Annotated in this window: 11 protein-coding genes; 7 read left to right on the top strand and 4 right to left on the bottom strand. The window is 69.4% G+C overall.

Annotated features, from left to right (window positions below; all coding sequences use genetic code 11):
- Positions 1–116 precede the first annotated feature (116 nt).
- On the top strand, positions 117–755 hold the full coding sequence (locus D7V97_RS00280; protein WP_120608546.1) for a hypothetical protein: 639 nt from the start codon (positions 117–119) through the stop codon (positions 753–755).
- Between the two features lie 11 nt (positions 756–766).
- Here D7V97_RS00280 and D7V97_RS00275 read toward each other — a convergent pair whose 3' ends face one another.
- On the bottom strand, positions 767–1330 hold the full coding sequence (locus D7V97_RS00275) for a flavin reductase family protein (protein WP_120608545.1): 564 nt from the start codon (positions 1328–1330) through the stop codon (positions 767–769).
- 113 nt (positions 1331–1443) lie between these two features.
- Between D7V97_RS00275 and D7V97_RS00270 the strand changes: the two genes are divergently transcribed.
- The 4 genes from D7V97_RS00270 (at position 1444) to D7V97_RS00255 (ending at position 5652) form a co-directional block, all read left to right on the top strand.
- Positions 1444–2208 (top strand): tetratricopeptide repeat protein, encoded by a 765-nt coding sequence (locus D7V97_RS00270; protein WP_120608544.1) that lies wholly within the window; start codon positions 1444–1446, stop codon positions 2206–2208.
- Positions 2205–3683, top strand: coding sequence for a putative metal-binding motif-containing protein (locus tag D7V97_RS00265; protein WP_120608543.1), 1479 nt, complete (start codon positions 2205–2207; stop codon positions 3681–3683). The genes D7V97_RS00270 and D7V97_RS00265 overlap by 4 nt, the downstream gene beginning before the upstream one ends.
- Positions 3684–3798: 115 nt before the next feature.
- A complete protein-coding gene (locus D7V97_RS00260; protein WP_120608542.1) occupies positions 3799–4152 on the top strand; it encodes a hypothetical protein in 354 nt (117 codons plus the stop codon).
- Positions 4153–4272: 120 nt separating this feature from the next.
- Positions 4273–5652: a pyridoxal-dependent decarboxylase gene (locus tag D7V97_RS00255; RefSeq protein ID WP_120608541.1), complete on the top strand. Its 1380-nt coding sequence runs from the start codon at positions 4273–4275 to the stop codon at positions 5650–5652.
- Positions 5653–5786: 134 nt separating this feature from the next.
- On the opposite strand, the gene D7V97_RS00250 is transcribed toward D7V97_RS00255, so the two are convergent.
- Entirely contained in the window at positions 5787–6050 is a 264-nt protein-coding gene (locus D7V97_RS00250; RefSeq protein ID WP_120608540.1) for a hypothetical protein, read from the bottom strand.
- Between the two features lie 358 nt (positions 6051–6408).
- On the opposite strand from D7V97_RS00250, the gene D7V97_RS45615 reads away from it, so the two are divergent.
- Both D7V97_RS45615 and D7V97_RS00240 read left to right on the top strand, forming a co-directional pair.
- Positions 6409–10020 carry an RCC1 domain-containing protein gene (locus D7V97_RS45615; protein ID WP_233582418.1) on the top strand — a complete coding sequence of 1204 codons (3612 nt, stop codon included), beginning with the start codon at positions 6409–6411 and terminating at the stop codon, positions 10018–10020.
- A 177-nt stretch (positions 10021–10197) separates the two neighbouring features.
- Positions 10198–11631, top strand: coding sequence for a metallophosphoesterase (locus tag D7V97_RS00240; protein WP_233582417.1), 1434 nt, complete (start codon positions 10198–10200; stop codon positions 11629–11631).
- Between the two features lie 90 nt (positions 11632–11721).
- On the opposite strand, the gene D7V97_RS00235 is transcribed toward D7V97_RS00240, so the two are convergent.
- Positions 11722–13194 (bottom strand): hypothetical protein, encoded by a 1473-nt coding sequence (locus tag D7V97_RS00235; RefSeq protein ID WP_120608539.1) that lies wholly within the window; start codon positions 13192–13194, stop codon positions 11722–11724.
- 84 nt (positions 13195–13278) lie between these two features.
- Complete coding sequence (locus tag D7V97_RS00230) at positions 13279–14751, bottom strand: hypothetical protein (RefSeq protein WP_199728659.1); 1473 nt, start codon at positions 14749–14751, stop codon at positions 13279–13281.
- Positions 14752–14903 lie beyond the last annotated feature (152 nt).

The following is a 14903-nucleotide window of genomic DNA, read 5'->3' as shown; positions in this document are numbered from 1 at the left end:
AGGCTCCCTCGGAGACGGAGGGCGAGCAGGGCGGAACCGTGCGCCCGATGAATCATTCCCGGGGAACGCGATGGTAGGTTCGTCCTTCCGTCGCGCTCGCGAAAGGATCGCCTGCCATGCTGTCCCTGGTCGCCGCCGTCCTGCTGGCCTCGCTCCCCACCTCTTCCTCCCTGTCCCTGGTGTCGCCCGCGCCGTCGTTCCAGGGGCGCACGTTGTCCGCGCGGCTGCTCGTGGCGCAGGCGCCCACGGGGTCGGAGCCGGAGCTCCTTCCCTCGGCGCCGTTTCCGGACCAGGACACGCAGCAGCCAGGCACGGACGAGGGCCTGGACGGACGCATCGCGGAGCTGTCGCAGCAGTTGAGCCTGCTCGATGGGCAGATCCGCTCCAGCCGCCTGGGCCGCCCCGGTGGCTACAAGGCCATGACCATCATCGGCTTCATCCTCGCGCCGCTGCTGCTCATCGGCATCCCCGTCTTCGCCGCGGGACTGGACACGGCGGGAAGCACCGGGGACGCGCTCATGGCCCTGGGGCTGGTCTTCGCGTTGCCCGGCGCGGCGGGCGTGGGGCTCATCATCGGCGGCTTCAGCGGGGGCTCGCGGGCGGCCCAGGCCCGGAAGGACCGGCGCGACGCGCTCATCCAGGAGCGCACCCTGGTGGAGGAGGAGCTGCGTGACCTCCAGGCCCGTCGCGACGGCCTGCGCACCCGGCGGTGGCAGCCCCGCCCCTCCATTCCCCTGCTCGCCGTGCGCTTCTGACGGCTTCGCCGCTAGGGTTTGCGTGCCTGCAACCGCTCACCCGTGGCGAAGAACACGCCGCCCGCCAGGTGGTGGATGGGGCGGGAGTCGTCTCCTGCGCTGAAGTCCCATCCACCGTCCTTCCACACCGAGTCCTCCACCCAGGCGGCGACGACCTCGGCGATGAACAGGTCGTACTTGCGCTGGACGTCCGGCTCGGGCAGCACGCGGCACTCCAGCCACCCCACGCAGCCCTCCACGAGCGGCGCCTTCACGCGGGAGGCGGGAGCCGCCTTCAGCCCCAACGCAGCCCACTTGTCCTCGTCGCGTCCGGAGTCCGTGCCCGCGGCGTACACGAGGTCCAGCTGCGCGCGCGCGGGGACGCAGAGGGTGAACTCGCCCGAGGCGTCCACCAGCTCGCGGGTGAAGGTGCCTTCGGCGATGACGACGGAGACCTTGGGCGGGTCGAAGTCGATGGGCATGGTCCAGGCCGCCGCCATGACATTGGTGCGACCCTTCGCGGCGCTCGTGACGAGCGTGGTGGGGCCATGGTTGAGCAGCTTGTAGGCGCGGCGGAGCTCGAGCGGGACTCTCATGGGCCTGACACTCTAGCGGGAGTCATTACAGTGCCAATGACAACTGCACTGTGGTGTCAAAACAGCACTGCGATGCGATCCAGGGCGGGAGCCGGGTGGTATCTTGCGCGCCCATGGACCTGCGAATCGTGCTCGGCTTCGCGCTGATGCTGGTGTCGCCCGCCTGGGGCCAGCCGGCGGCCTCCGCGGGCCCGGACTTCCAGGCCCGGATGTCCGCCGCATCCCACGCCTACGAAGAGCTCGACTACGAGCGCGCCCTCGAACAGCTCGACGCGGCCAGGGCCGTGGCGCGCGACGACAGGGAGCGGGGCCGGGTGGCCACCTACCGGGGACTCGTGCTCGCGGACCTGGGGCGCCGTCAGGAGGCCCTGGCCGCCTTCAAGGAAGGGCTGTCGTTGCTGCCCGACGCGAGCCTTCCGGTGAAGGTGTCACCCAAGGTGTCACGCGACTTCGAGGAGGTGCGCCGGTCCGTGCAGCGTGACCTGGCACGCAATCCCCGACCGCCTCCGGACGCACCGCGTGCGATGACGGACGCGCCGCCCGAACCGCCTCCGCCGCCCGCCTTCGTTCCGTCCGCGGCGCAGGCGGAGGTGCGCCCCGAGCGCTCCCTGCCCGTGCTTCCGCTGGCCTTGCTGGGAGGGGGCGTGGTGCTCGGTGGCGTTGGCGGCATCTTCGGCCTCCAGTCGCGGAGCAACGTGAACGCCGCGCGCGATGATGCCTTCTACAGCGACCGGACCGAGCACCTGGACAGCGCGCGGGGTCAGGCGCTCGCGGCCAACGTGCTGCTGGGCGCGGCCGTCACCGCCGCCGCCGGAGCCGCCGTCACCTGGTTGCTCACGGACAACCCGCCCTCGCCGCGGACGGAGGTGTCTCCATGAAGCGCGCCGTGGCCGTGGGACTCGGGCTGCTCTGCATCACCTGCACGGTGCCGGACATCGAGGAGCTGGAGGAGGAGCGCCCCAGCGGGTGCGACGCAAGCCACCCCTGCCAGGTCCAGGTGAGGCTGACCTACGACGGCTTCCGTCCGGGCTGCGTCACGCTGCGAGCGGTGGACGCGGAGGACGGCTCCAGGACCTTCGAGCTGCCGGTGGATCCGCCCGTGCCCGGAGGACCGGGGACGGCGGAGGTGGGATTCATTCGCCGGGCCGGGTGGAGTGACACCGTGAAGGTGACGGTCTCCGCACGCGAGCGCTCGTGCGCGGGCCAGGAGGTGGCCACCGCGTCGGCGCAGACGCAGGTGCCCGAGGAGGGGACCGCCACGGTCGAGCTGGCATTGCGCGCACAGGATGATGACGGTGATGGCTACGTGAGCACGGCCACCCGGGGCACGGACTGTGATGACCGCTCCGTCTCCATCTCTCCGGGCATGGAGGAGCGCTGCGACTTCCTGGACAACAACTGCGACGGCCGGGAGGACCCGGCGCCTGTCTGTGACGGCGTCATCTGGAGGACGGCCGGATCCATCCCCGGCGCGAGCTTCCGCGACGTGGCGCCCCATGCGCGGAACCAGGCCTGGCTCGTGAGCGACACCCACGACGTGCTCGCCCACGTCGTCCGGGAGACCGACGGCGGCTTCAACTTCGCGTCGTTCACCGACTGCCACGGGGCGTGGTCCACCGCGTGGGCGCGGCCGAGCGACGGGCGGGTGTTCATGGGCTCCTGGGAGGGGCAGCTCGCCACGCGGACGCTGGCCGCCGGGGAGCCCTGCGCGCAGACGTCCTTCGACGGGGGCGGGGCGGCCATCCAGGACCTGGTGGGCTTCGAGACGGACGGCGGCACGACGCTCTACGCGGTGAGCGAGGCCGGGGACATCCTCCGCTGGGACTACCCGGCGGAGCCCGTGCGGGTGGAGCACGTGGACGCGGACCTCCGCTCCGTCCACGGCCTGGATCCGCGAACGCTCATCACGGTGGGCTCCGCGGGCGGGGTGCCCGTCGCGTACCACGTCAACGCGGACGGAGGCCCGTGGCTCGGGGAGACACTGCCGCCGCCGTACCCGCGACAGGCGGCCCTGCACACCGTGCACGTCGTGGCGCCGGGTCTGGCCTATGCGGCCGGAGACGAGGGGCTGTTCCTGGAGCGCACGGCGGGCACCTGGACGAGGAAGCCGCCGTACCCCATCTTCGTGGACGGTGGCGTCTCGCCCGACATCCTCGACGTGGTGGCCTTCGGGCAGGGCGTCGTCATCGCGCGCCTGGACACGGACGATCTCGTCCGCTTCGACGGAGAGGAGTGGCGCGACTTCCTCTTCGGCACCCAGGGCTTCACGACGCTCGAAGGGCTGACGTCGGACGAGCTGTGGAGCGCCACCCAGGAGGGGACCGGGCTCTTCTGGGGCCCCCCGGCGCCATAGGTCCCACCTGGGGCGCACAGGTCCAATCACAGGCATCCTGGATTCGTGTTTAGGTATGAAAGCGTGCTATCCTAGTCTTCCCCGGTGGTTCATCCTCCAACCCAGGAGCCCTGCCATGAAGACCTCTCATTCTTTCGCCGTCGTCGCTCTCGCGTGTGCCGTGTTCGGGATTGCTGGCTGCGGCACCGGCTCCGAGCCGGAGCCCTCTCCCGACAGCGCCATCTCGCACGAGGGGGCGACGGGCCTGGTGGACCCCTCGACCGTGAACATGGATGAGCTCGTCCCGGTCGAGACCGAGCCCGGCACCGTGACCGCCTCCGCCTGTACGAACTATTCAACGCAGTACGTGCGCAACGGCTGCTGCACGCAGACGGCCACGAAGTTCCAGCAGCAGATCTGCATCTACGGGGTCTGGTATTGGCAGACCCCGTACAAGTGCGAGTACCCCACCTCGTACTGCCTGCCGTAGGCGCACGTGGGCCGACGAGGGCTCGCGCGTTCTCTAGGGGCTGACGCATGATGCGCGGTCATCCGTCCTCTTCCCGCACCCCGTCCCTCTCGCAGGAGGGAGCGGGGCCCCCAGGTGCCCATGAGCGACCTCCTCTCCCGTGACCTCTCCCGGCTCCCGGACCTGCTCGAGCAGGCCCGCGCGAGCGCCCTCGAGTTCCTCACCGCGCTGCCCGAGCGCCCCGCGGGCGTTCGCCCCGAGCCGCCCGCGCCACTCGGGCTGCCCGACGCGGGCTTGGGCGCCGAGGACGCGCTCTCGCTCTTCCGCCGCCGCTACGAGGCCGGGCTCTCCGGCTCCGCGGGGCCACGCTACCTCGGCTTCGTCACTGGCGGCACCACGCCCGCGGCGCTCGTGGGCGACTGGCTCGTCTCCGCGTACGACCAGAACCTGAGCAACAGCGGCGACTCGCTCGCCACCAGCGTGGAGCGCGAGGCGCTGGGGCTTCTGCGCTCCCTCTTCGGCCTGCCGGAGACCTTCGAGGGCGCCTTCGTGAGCGGCGCGACGGCGGCGAACCTCGTCTCGCTGGCGACCGCGCGGCAGTGGGCGCTGGAGCGGCTGGGCCATGATGTGAGCGAGGAGGGGCTGTGGGGGCTGCCGCGGGTCGCGGTGCTGGGTGGTGCCCCGCACGCGAGCGTGCTCAAGGCGCTCTCCATCCTCGGCATGGGGCGGCGCGCGGTGGAGGCCGTCCCGTGTCTCCCGGGCCGGCCCGTCATGGATCCGAAGGCGCTCGAGGCCCGGCTGGAGGCGCTCGGCGGTGCCCCGGCCATCGTGATCGCGGGCGCGGGGGAGGTGAACACCGGGGACTTCGACGACATCGAGGCGGTGGGGCAGGCGTGCCGCCGCCATGGGGCCTGGCTGCACGTGGACGGCGCCTTCGGCATCTTCGCGGCCTGCAGCCCGGCGCACGCGCACCTGCTGCGGGGGCTCGAGCACGCGGACTCGGTCGCGGCTGACGGGCACAAGTGGCTCAACGTGCCCTACGACTCCGGCCTCGTCTTCACGCGCCACCTCGCGCTGCAGGAGCGCGTCTTCCGCGCGGTGGCCGCGTACCTCGGCCAGGGGCCGGACCTGCTGCACCGCACGCCGGAGAACTCGCGCCGCTTCCGGGCGCTGCCCGCGTGGATGACGCTCATGGCCTACGGCCGTGACGGGCACCGCGCCCTCGTGGAGCGCAGCTGCGCGCTCGCCCGCGGCCTGGGGGAGGGAATAGCGGCGTCCCCGCACTACGAGCTGCTGGCCCCGGTGATGCTGAACATCGCCTGCTTCGCGCTGCGCACAGGGGACGCCGCGCGGCGCGACCGCCTCCTCGCGGCGCTGCAGGCCGACGGGCGCGCGCACTTCACCCCCACGCAGTACGCCGGCCGCCCCGGCCTGCGCGCGGCCTTCTCCAACTGGCGCACGGCGGAGGCGGACCTCCCCGTCATCCTCGCGGCGCTGGAGGCCGCGGCCTCCAGGGTCTAGTGCGGAAGAAGGCGCATGGCTTCGCCCGGGACGGTGGATGCAATCCGGTGCGGTCCAGAGAGGGGCTTCACGAAACGGCGAGGCACCTCGGGTGGAGCCACGAGGTGCCTCGGGACAGCTTCACCGGAACGACTTCAGTAAAGGCACTTCAACGTGGAGGGGTCGCACTCGAACCCGGTGTTGCAGTACTTGAGCTCGCAGCACCTCTGCTTGAAGCCGCCACAGCCCGGAAGTACCTGGGCGGAGGTGTCGCCCGACACGGCCTCCGTGGTGGGCGTCTGGGCTTCGGTCGAGACGCCTTCCGTCTGATCGACGTCCGTCGTCTCCGCTCCACCACAGGCCAGGGCCAGGGCCAGACCCATCACAGCGAAAGCACTCTTCACGACACGCGGCAGCATCGGGAGCTCCTCTCGGTGAGAACTGCGCCTGACTGAATATCGGAAGAAAGGATGCTCTTGCAATTCAATGCCGCATCCCCAGGTCTGCCCTGCAAAGCTGGCGATGGCACACTCAACCGGTGAGTGCAAAACAGTGAATTCATCCCGGTTGAGAGGCTGATGGCATGCAAGTGGTGAAGCTGCTTCTGGGTGTCGGCTTCCCCCGGGTAGGCAGGTCGGTGAGTGCCTTCGGATTGACACACCAGGACTAGAATAGCGTGAAAAGTGGCATCATAATGTAAAGCCTGCGTCGCCGGTCCCGAGGCCGGTGGCCTGTCTTTGACGCGTGAACCGCGCCCCTTCCGCCGTACCTCCCGCCATGCTCCCAGCCTCCATCCGCCTGCCCCTGGCGCTCGCCCTCGCCCTGCTCGCGAGCTGCTCCGCGCCTCCCGCCGGCACCGACGCCACCGCTGTCCCGACCTCGTCCGGGGAGACGGTGGCGCAGGCGCTCACCGCGACCCGGGTGACGCCACTCCACTCCGAGCGAAGCGGCATCGGGCTGCAGCTCCATGACTCCTCCACCAGGACGCTGGACGCGCTGGTGGCGGTGGATGCCCGTCGCTCGCTGGTGGTCACCGAACAGGCCATCGTCAGCACCTTCACCCTGAAGGCGGTGATGGATCAGCTCGTCGCGCAGAGCGGCGTGCCGGGACTCACGAGCCTGCAGCTCTTCCGCCAGCTCTGGGACACCCAGAACCCGAAGCCCGGCCTGGGGTTGGGCGCTCACTGCAACGACCAGGTGGATACCGGCGGCAACCCCGCCTTCAACGGCTATCCCTACGCGTGCCGGGCCCCCGAGGGCGCCCAGGCCCAGACGGATCCGTTCACCGACCCGAACTCGGGCAATGCCTACATGGCCGTGGGCCTCTTCAACCGCTTCGACCTGGCCCCGGTGAACGGCGCCGAGTGCGGTGAGTACCGCATCGTCTTCGCCAAACGCTCGGGCGCCACCAGCGGGACGAATCGCAACTTCCTCATCTTCGAGGCCGCGCTGCCCAACCCGAATCCGACCCTGGGGCTGGAGGGGTGTCTGCCGGTGGCGAAGTTCTGGCAGGGATTGACGAACAACAGCGACCTCGCGTCCCGCGCCGCCGCGCTCCGGACGTTCTACTTCCAGGGCCTGCCCGGCTTCCGGCCGGTGGTGCACATCGACAACTACGGCGCGGACGTCAACCGGGGCACGGGGCAGATCCGCACCAACATGTTCATGCAGCCGACCTGGTTGCTGCGGGAGTTCAAGCTGCAGAAGACCTGCGACACGTCCGGGTGCAGCGCGCTCAAGGCTGTCATCGTCACGGACAAGGTGAACCCCTTCGGGGGCCTGTTCAGCCCCACGTCCACGCACCCGCTGGCGGCGGACTTCCGGGCCTTCCTGCCGGGCCAGGTGGCGATGCTGGCCACGCCGGACATCAACCTCTTCAACTACGAGGTGCCGGAGCGCTTCAACGGCGGGCAGAGCCTGGCGCAGGGTTCGGAGAACAACTACAGCGTCCAGTTCGGAGCCGGCGGCACGCTCAGGTCCGCCCTCCAGACGGAGCTGACGCGCATCGGAAGCCCCCTGACGCCGGATCAGCTCGTCCAGCGCGCCAAGGCGCTGTCGTGCGCGGGCTGTCACGAGCTCAGCAACGGCGCCAACGTGGGCACCCCGCAGACCTGGCCCCGCTCACTGGGCTTCACCCATACCAGTGAGATCACCGAGACAGGCCCGGAGGGGGTCCGCTTCCGGCTCTCTCCGGCGGTGTTGGACGTCTTCCTGCCGCACCGCAAGGCCGTGCTCGAGGAGTTCCTCAACCGTCCGCGTCCGTGCCTCAATGGCTGTGTTGCGGCGGGCTACTCGCATTCCCTGGTGGTGCGTCCCGACGGCACGGTCTGGGCCGCGGGCAACAACTCCGGCGGCAGGCTGGGAAACGGCTCGACGGTCAACAGCACCACGCCGGTCCAGGTGTCGGGGGTGAGCGGGATCGTGGCCGTGTCCACGGCATACAGCCACTCACTCGCGCTGCGCTCCGATGGCACCGTGTGGGCCTGGGGGGACAACACCTCGGGGCAGCTCGGGGATGGCACGACGGTGCAGCGTCTCACGGCGGTGCAGGTGTCAGGGTTGAGCGGGGTCGTGGCCGTGGCCGCGGGCGGTTCCTTCTCCGTGGCCCTGCGCGACGACGGCACCCTGAGGACGTGGGGCAACAACTCCCACGGACAGCTCGGAGACGGCTCCACGACGAATCGCCTCCTGCCGGGGCCGGTGTCGAACCTGGGCGGAGTCACCTCCATCAGCGCGGGCGGCTCCCACGTCCTGGCCCTGCGTTCGGATGGGGTCCTCTGGTCCTGGGGGGGCAACGACTCCGGTCAGCAGGGAGATGGCACCTCCAGCGACCGGCTCACCCCGCTGCAGGTCTCCGGGGTGACGAACGTGAAGTCCGTGGATGCGGGCAACGAGCACTCCCTGGTGGCGCGCTCGGACGGCACCGTGTGGATCTGGGGCTACATCATCACGTCCCAGCAGAATGGCGGCTGGGGTGGATACTTCTCCAGGTCGCCCACGCAGGTCGTGGGACTGACGGGGATCGTGGCTGTGTCCGCCGGCTGGTATCACTCGCTGGCGCTGCGCTCCGACAACACCCTGTGGGCCTGGGGCAAGAACCTCGGTGGTCAGCTGGGCACCGGAAACCGGCAGGTCGCCATCACCCCCCAGCAGGTCTCAGGGCCGGGGGGAATCGTCTCCATGAGTGCGGGCGGCGAGCACTCGCTGGCGGTGCGCGCCGACGGCACGCTCTGGGCATGGGGTGACAACGAGTACGGTCAGCGGGGGGATGGGACCACGGGTGCACAGACGAGGGCGGCGCAGGTGCCTGGGTTGAGTGCCCTCGTGGCGGTGGCCGCGGGGGGCAACCACGCGCTCGCGCAACACTCCGACGGCACCGTGTGGGCCTGGGGCGACAACAGCCATGGCCAACTCGGCCTGGGCGATGTGATCACCCGCGCGTCTCCGACCCAGGTCGCAGGGCTGGGCAATGTGGGCTCGGTTTCGGCGGGGGGAGGTCACTCCCTGGCGCTGCTCTACGACGGGACCGTGTGGGCCTGGGGAGACAACGCCTCGGGGCAGCTGGGTTTGGGGTCCACGAGCCCGCGCACGACGCCGACGCAGGTCCCGGGGCTCGATGGGATCGTGGCCGTGGCCGCGGCAGGCAGCCACACGGTGGCGGTGCGCTACGACGGCACCGTCTGGTCCTGGGGCGACAACTGGTACGGTCAGTTGGGAATCGGCTCCACGACTGGACGGACCGTGCCCACGCAGGTGCTGGGCTTGAGCGGCATCGTGGCGGTCGCCGCCGGGCTGCGCTACTCGCTGGCGTTGCACTACGACGGCACCGTGTGGGCCTGGGGCGACAACGCCTCGGGGCAGCTGGGCGATGGCACCACCCTCCAACGGACCACACCCGTACGGCTGTTGGGGCTGAGCAACGTTGTCGCCCTGGACGCGGGAAATACCCACACCCTGGCGGTGCGCTCCGACGGGACCTTGTGGGCCTGGGGCAGCAACTCCAATGGGGAGCTGGGGAGCGCCGCCTCGGCCAACCGGACGACTCCGGCGCAGCTGCCGGGCTTGAGCGGGGTGGTCACCGTGGCCGCGGGCAATACCCATTCCATGGTGGTGAACTCCAGCGGCTGGCTCTTCAACTGGGGCCGGAACACCTCTGGCGAGCTGGGAAACGGCACCACCAGCTTCAGCTCCAACGCGACCCCCGCGCCGGCCATGATGAGCGTCCAGGCCGTGGCTTCAAGCTCACCCGACCGCTGGGGCGAGACCTTCGCGCTGGCGCTGCGCACCGACGGGACCCTCTGGGCCTGGGGCTCCAACACCGACGGCCAGCTCGGCCCCGGGAAGCCGACGCGGTACGCGAGCGTCCCCGTGCGCTCCCTGCTGTTCTGATAAAATCGGAACACTCTTATAGGTGGGTCTTCCAGGACCAAACCCTCAATGGTATCCGCGCCCAAGAAACGCCGAATCAACCGGCGAAATCGGTAAAACCCGCCAAATTCCTGGTGGGCTCCAACCCGAGACATCTTGCGAGGACACACCTTGAGGCACCTGAGAATCATTGCATCCGTGGCACTGGCCGCCGCGCTTACCGCCTGTAGCGGTGGCACTCCGGCGGAGACGCCCGAGACGCCGGAGCTGGCGTCGACCGGGTCCGCGCTGGACTGCGCCGCCCTGAGCGGCCCCATGTATCACCGCATCAAGGCGAGCACGGGCGACAGCCTCTACACGCTCAACGCCAACGAGGCGGCCAACGCCGCCACGACGTACGGCTACACCGAGGACCGGGGCGTGGCCTTCAAGGCCGCGGCCGCCACGGGGACGGGCCTGTCCCCCGTCTACCGCATCTACAGCCCGAGCCGCGCCGAGCACTTCTGGACCATCGACGCGACGGAGAAGCAGGACCTGGTCAGCACGGGCGGCTACACCACCGACGAGGGCATCGGCTTCTACGCCTCGAAGACGGCGGACCCGTGCCTCGTCCCCGTGTACCGCTACTCCCATGAGACGCTGCGCAAGCACCGCTTCGCCATCACCGACGCCGAGCGCAGCAGCCTCAGCGCCGCCGGCTGGGTGGACGAGGGCATCAAGCTCTACGCCGCGCCCACCACCCCGGCTCCCGTGGACACGAAGTTCTCCTTCGTCGTCATCCCGGACGTTCAGAACGAGGTGGTCAGCAACTCGACCCTCATCGACCACCGCATGCAGTGGCTCGTGGACAACCGGTCCGCGCTCGACCTGCGCTTCGTGACGCAGACGGGCGACATGATGAACTGGGACACGCCGGACCACATCCAGTACGTGCGCGCCAGCAACGCTCTCAAGAAGCTGGACGACGCCCGGATTCCCTACGCGCTGGCCATTGGCAACCATGACACGGCGGCCACCTGCCCCGGCGGCAGCGCCTGCCCCGGCAACGTGAACGCCAACCTCCGCAACACCACCACGTTCAACACCTACTTCCCGGTGTCGCGCTTCCAGGCGCTGGCGGGCGTGTACGAGACGGGCAAGTGCGACAATGCCTATCACACGTTCACCGCGGGCGGCCTGGACTGGCTCGTGCTGAACCTGGAGCTGTGGGCGCGCACGGGCGCGGTTGACTGGGCCAAGACCGTCATCGCGGCGCATCCCCGCCACAACGTCATCGTCATCACCCACTCGCATCAGACGGGCAGCGGCGGCATCGAGCAGAGCAACGGCGGCTACGGCAACAACAGCCCGCAGTACGTGTTCGACAACTCGCTCAAGCTGTACCCCAACGTGAAGTTCATCTTCTCCGGCCACGTGGGCACCTCGGCGTACAGCGAGGTCACCGGCACCCAGGGCAACAAGATCTATCAAATCCTCACCACCTACCATGACGCGTCGACGAACCCGACGCGCATCATCGAGGTGGACACCGCCGCCAACACCTTCTCCACGCGGGTGTACTCGCCGTACACGAACGCGGAGAAGACAGACGGCTCGAAGTTCACCATCAGCAACGTGTCCTGGGTCCGCTGACCCGGCCTTGGCGTCCCACCCTCCGCGCAGCCCCGGTTCGAGGGCTGCGCGGTGCTCGGGCGTGGCCCCGGAGTCGTGGGCCCGACAGGGCTACTGGTAGCGAGCGACCCAGAGGCTGTCGCCATCCGCGGCGGTCTCAATCCACACCGCCGTTGCATGCCCATTCAGGTCGATGGCCCCCGTGATGGCGCCCACGACGGCTCCCGGCGCGGACCGCAGGGGTTCCGGGGGCCGGAAGTTGCCAGGGGCGTAGAGGTAGCTCGCCCAGGCGGTGTGGTCGGACTGTGCCCAGAGGGCGACCTGGTCACCGGCCGGGTCGGAGGCGAGCACTGGAAATCCGCCCAGTACGGTGCCGCCGAGCCGCGGGTTGTTCGGGTCGACGCTGCGGTCGAAGCGCGGACGGATGTCCCAAGCCTCCTTCGCCGCGCTGTACACGCGTCCCTCGGCGGCCCCGGTGAGGGGCGGGGGGCTGGGGATGTACAGCCAGCCGGCCAGTGCATCGCCCGTGTTCGTCGCGACGACGATGGACGGGTTGAACATGCCTCCGTAGTCGGAGAGGTGCGAGTCGATGCGCTCGGCGGGCTGCCATGTGTTGCTCTCACGGTCGTAGCGGCGTGCGTCGATTCCCTGCATCGAGTCGCCGGTCAGCGTCGAGAAGCGCTGTGGCCAGACGGCGAGCGCGCTGCCCGACGCGTCCATGGCGATGGCGGGCGTCGAGGCCGCGCCGTAGTTCGTCCGGCTCAGGATCGCATCGCCACACCACTGGAGCTTGTCGGCGTTGAACGAGCTGCCATGAATGGCCTGGGTACCGCGGGCGTCCGCCTGCTGCCACTGCACGAGCGCGCTGCCGTTCGCGTCGAGGGCGGCGGCGGGCCAGAGAGACTGGGTCTCACGCGCCGAGTTGAGGGGCACCGGCGGCTGGACCCACCGGTTGCTGGCCCCCAGATAGCGCATGGCCATCACCCGGTGCTCGGCGGGCGTGCACAGCGTCTTGCAGAACGTCGTCCAGACGAAGACCGCATCGCCCGTGGGGGACATGGCCAGACGCATGGTGGGGGTGTCGTCGACGGGGAACGTGAGCTGCAGCGCGGGGCTCCATTGGCCCGTCGCCGCCGAAAAGTGGCTTGCGAAGAAGGTGTTGCCGGCCGGGGTCTGCTGGAGCCAGACAGCGAGGGCATTTCCCTGCTCATCCGCGGCCAGACTGCTCCGGAGAAGGTTGCCGGGTTGGGATTGGAGCGGCTGTTCGGACGTCCATGTGTCGGACGTGGCGGCATAGCGGCTGGCGTAGATTGCCGTGTAGTCGTGGGGCGCGTTCTGGGTCGTGACATGCGCGAAGACGGCGAACGCGCTCCCGGAGGGGCCCGCCACCGCGCGCGTGTGCTCCCACGAGAGCGACGGCCCGGCGGAGAGCCGCTGGGGCTTGCTCCAGCGCATGATGCTCGAAGCCCCCGCAATCGGATTCCGCGCGGAGGGGGGCGCCCCCAGGGTGCAGACCGCGCAGCCGGACTCACACAGGACCAGTCCCATCACGAACAGCGAGAGGCAACGGAAATAGAAGCTCATGTGCCTCCCGTGATGTCGAAACCTCGACGCCCGCCTTCAACCCCCGGCTGGGCGACAAGGGCGCCCCCCTGCCTCAGGGAGCCTTCAGCGGTCGTCGCCGTCGCGCCCCGCGGACGCGGGAACCGTGGGGCTGACCTCCTCGCGCCCGCCCGTCAGCAACCAGGCGCGCTGACTGGGGGCGAAGCGAGGTGCCAGATAGCCATCGTTGATCTCGCGAGTCACCGCGAAGCGATTGAACGCCGTGGCGGGGATGAACAACCGCGTGTTGTCCGCGAAGCCATCCGAGGCGGCGTCGACGTCTCCCTCGGCGGCCGAGACGACGCCGTCACCATTCAGGTCGACCCTCGCGACTTCCTGGGCGTAGGCGTGGAAGAGGCGGCGGTTCAGGCTCTTCTCCCAGGGCATGAACGACGCCAGCCGGACATAGACATCCAGGAAGATCTCGTTGGCGAGCCCGCTCGGGATGAAGCGCTGGCGGAACTCCCGCTGGGAGTCGACCTCCGCGTCGAAGAGGTCCGGATCGCGGGGGCGATACGGGCTGTCTCCATACAGTTGCGGAAGGTTCTTCACGCCCTTGGGCCCCGAGCCCGGGACGATTGACTTCAGCAAGCCAAGCTCACCGTCCTCGAAGGTGTCAGGCGGCGCTCCAATCCTGTCGGGGAAGCCACCGGTGAACGGCAGCTCGTAGAGCGGGTGGACCCAGTTCGTGGTGTAGTTGAACTCCCAGTAGTTGTGCACGTCCAACTGCTGCATGGCGTTGTACGCCCCCATGCTGAGCTGGATGGGGACGACGTTGCTCTGGATCCACGGGAAGCGATCATTCTCGCTCGGGAACCGGACGGCATTACCATCCGTCGTGAAGAGCCTCCCGGGGACATTGTTGTGGCGTCCGATCCTCGCCATCACGTCGGCATCCGAGGGGGTCATCGTGCCGAACCGGGCATGCCCGTCAGGGCGCGCGGGCGCGACCGGCGGGACGACCAGGTCGTGGATCATCCAGCCCTCGTACCACCCGCTCTCGTTGTTGATGACGAAGAGCCCGGAGATGTCCGTGAAGACGTCGATGAAGGCACGGACGTCGTTCGGGTCGGTGGGAAGCCCGGGCTTCGGCTCGACGACGAGCCGCACCGCCGCGACGGTGGGCAGCCCGCAGTTGCCGCCCGTGGCCGTCAACATCGCGGTGTCATTGACGCCGGGGATGATGCTGACGAAGACGTTGCGCTCGAAGCCATGGGTGTCCAGCAGGTAGTACTGGAAGAGCTGGCTGGGCGTGTCCGCCTCCGCGAAGGTTTGCATGGGGAGGAAGGTGTGCGGCCGGCTCGCGAGTCGGAGGAGCCGGTCCTTCAGCGGCGTGGGCAGTGCGACGATGTCGCCACGGCTTCCCAAGGTGGCGACATCCGCGTCGGCGTTCGGGTTGGGATGACACGGCGGCGGCGGTTGCTCCGCGTGAGCCTGATGGAGCGGGATCCATGGGGTGGCCAGCACGAGCGATGCGATGGCACCCAGGGTGCGTCTGCGCACCTGGATCGGCAGGGAGACCATGTGGGGAGTTTGCACGTCGATTCTCCTTCGGGCGGTGTGCCGACCGTGAACGAAAGAGAGCAGGCGGACGCCTGCCCCTCTTTCTGGGCAGCGCCTGGATCTATTCCCTGTCCCCCTGGCGGGTCAGTGTCCGCACGTCCCCTCCGCGCGAGCAGAATGCAACTGTG

The organism is Corallococcus sp. CA053C (assembly GCF_003611675.1).
GTDB lineage: Bacteria > Myxococcota > Myxococcia > Myxococcales > Myxococcaceae > Corallococcus.
Note: the sequence above shows the minus strand (reverse complement) of the source record. Positions and strands in the feature narration are given on the sequence as shown.

Coding starts and splice junctions, on each gene's coding strand:
- D7V97_RS00280 (WP_120608546.1), top strand. CDS start 117: ATGCTGTCCCTGGTCGCCGCCGTCCTGCTGGCCTCGCTCCCCACCTCT.
- D7V97_RS00275 (WP_120608545.1), bottom strand. CDS start 1,330: ATGAGAGTCCCGCTCGAGCTCCGCCGCGCCTACAAGCTGCTCAACCAT.
- D7V97_RS00270 (WP_120608544.1), top strand. CDS start 1,444: ATGGACCTGCGAATCGTGCTCGGCTTCGCGCTGATGCTGGTGTCGCCC.
- D7V97_RS00265 (WP_120608543.1), top strand. CDS start 2,205: ATGAAGCGCGCCGTGGCCGTGGGACTCGGGCTGCTCTGCATCACCTGC.
- D7V97_RS00260 (WP_120608542.1), top strand. CDS start 3,799: ATGAAGACCTCTCATTCTTTCGCCGTCGTCGCTCTCGCGTGTGCCGTG.
- D7V97_RS00255 (WP_120608541.1), top strand. CDS start 4,273: ATGAGCGACCTCCTCTCCCGTGACCTCTCCCGGCTCCCGGACCTGCTC.
- D7V97_RS00250 (WP_120608540.1), bottom strand. CDS start 6,050: ATGCTGCCGCGTGTCGTGAAGAGTGCTTTCGCTGTGATGGGTCTGGCC.
- D7V97_RS45615 (WP_233582418.1), top strand. CDS start 6,409: ATGCTCCCAGCCTCCATCCGCCTGCCCCTGGCGCTCGCCCTCGCCCTG.
- D7V97_RS00235 (WP_120608539.1), bottom strand. CDS start 13,194: ATGAGCTTCTATTTCCGTTGCCTCTCGCTGTTCGTGATGGGACTGGTC.